This is a genomic window from Dactylosporangium salmoneum (assembly GCF_039532525.1).
Lineage (GTDB): Bacteria > Actinomycetota > Actinomycetes > Mycobacteriales > Micromonosporaceae > Dactylosporangium > Dactylosporangium salmoneum.
In genome coordinates, this window is record NZ_BAAARV010000045.1 from 1 (window position 1) to 503 (window position 503).

The 503-nt window shown below is 77.1% G+C and carries 1 protein-coding gene; it reads right to left on the minus strand.

Translation table 11 applies throughout. From position 1 onward, the window contains the following. Positions 1 to 446 (minus strand): HRDC domain-containing protein (locus ABD352_RS57695; RefSeq protein ID WP_425553638.1); only part of this gene is annotated, 446 nt, incomplete at its 3' end. Positions 447 to 503 lie beyond the last annotated feature (57 nt).

A 503-nucleotide genomic window follows, 5' to 3' on the forward strand; every position in this document is an offset into this window, starting at 1 on the left:
GCCGTGGCGGGTGTCGCGGCACGCGCCGCCGCCGGAGCGGGGGCCGCCGTGGCGGGTGTCGCGGCCGGAGCGGGGGCCGCCGTGGCGGGTGTCGCGGCCGCGGGCTGTTCCCTTCGCGAGGTTGCGACCGAACCGGGCGCCGTGGAGGCATTCGAAGCGGCGGTGCGCGCGGGCGCCGCCGGGGAATCGCCGTCCAGTTCGGCAAGGGTGGCGAGGATTTGGTCGCCGAACTTCGTGAGCTTGGCCCCGCCGACGCCGTTGATCCTCGCCAGGTCGGCAAGCGTGCGGGGCTGCTCGGCCGCGATCTGGTGGAGGGTGGCGTCCCGGAAGATCACGTACGGCGGGACCGCGTCGGCCCGCGCGACGGACGTGCGCCACGCGCGGAGCCGCTCGAAGACCCGAGTGGGATCGTGTGCCACCCGCCCGGCGCCCTCCGAAGGATCCACGCCGAACAGGGAGTCCCCGGAGGCCGGCGCGCCGGACGCCGCCGGAGCGGGCGCTGG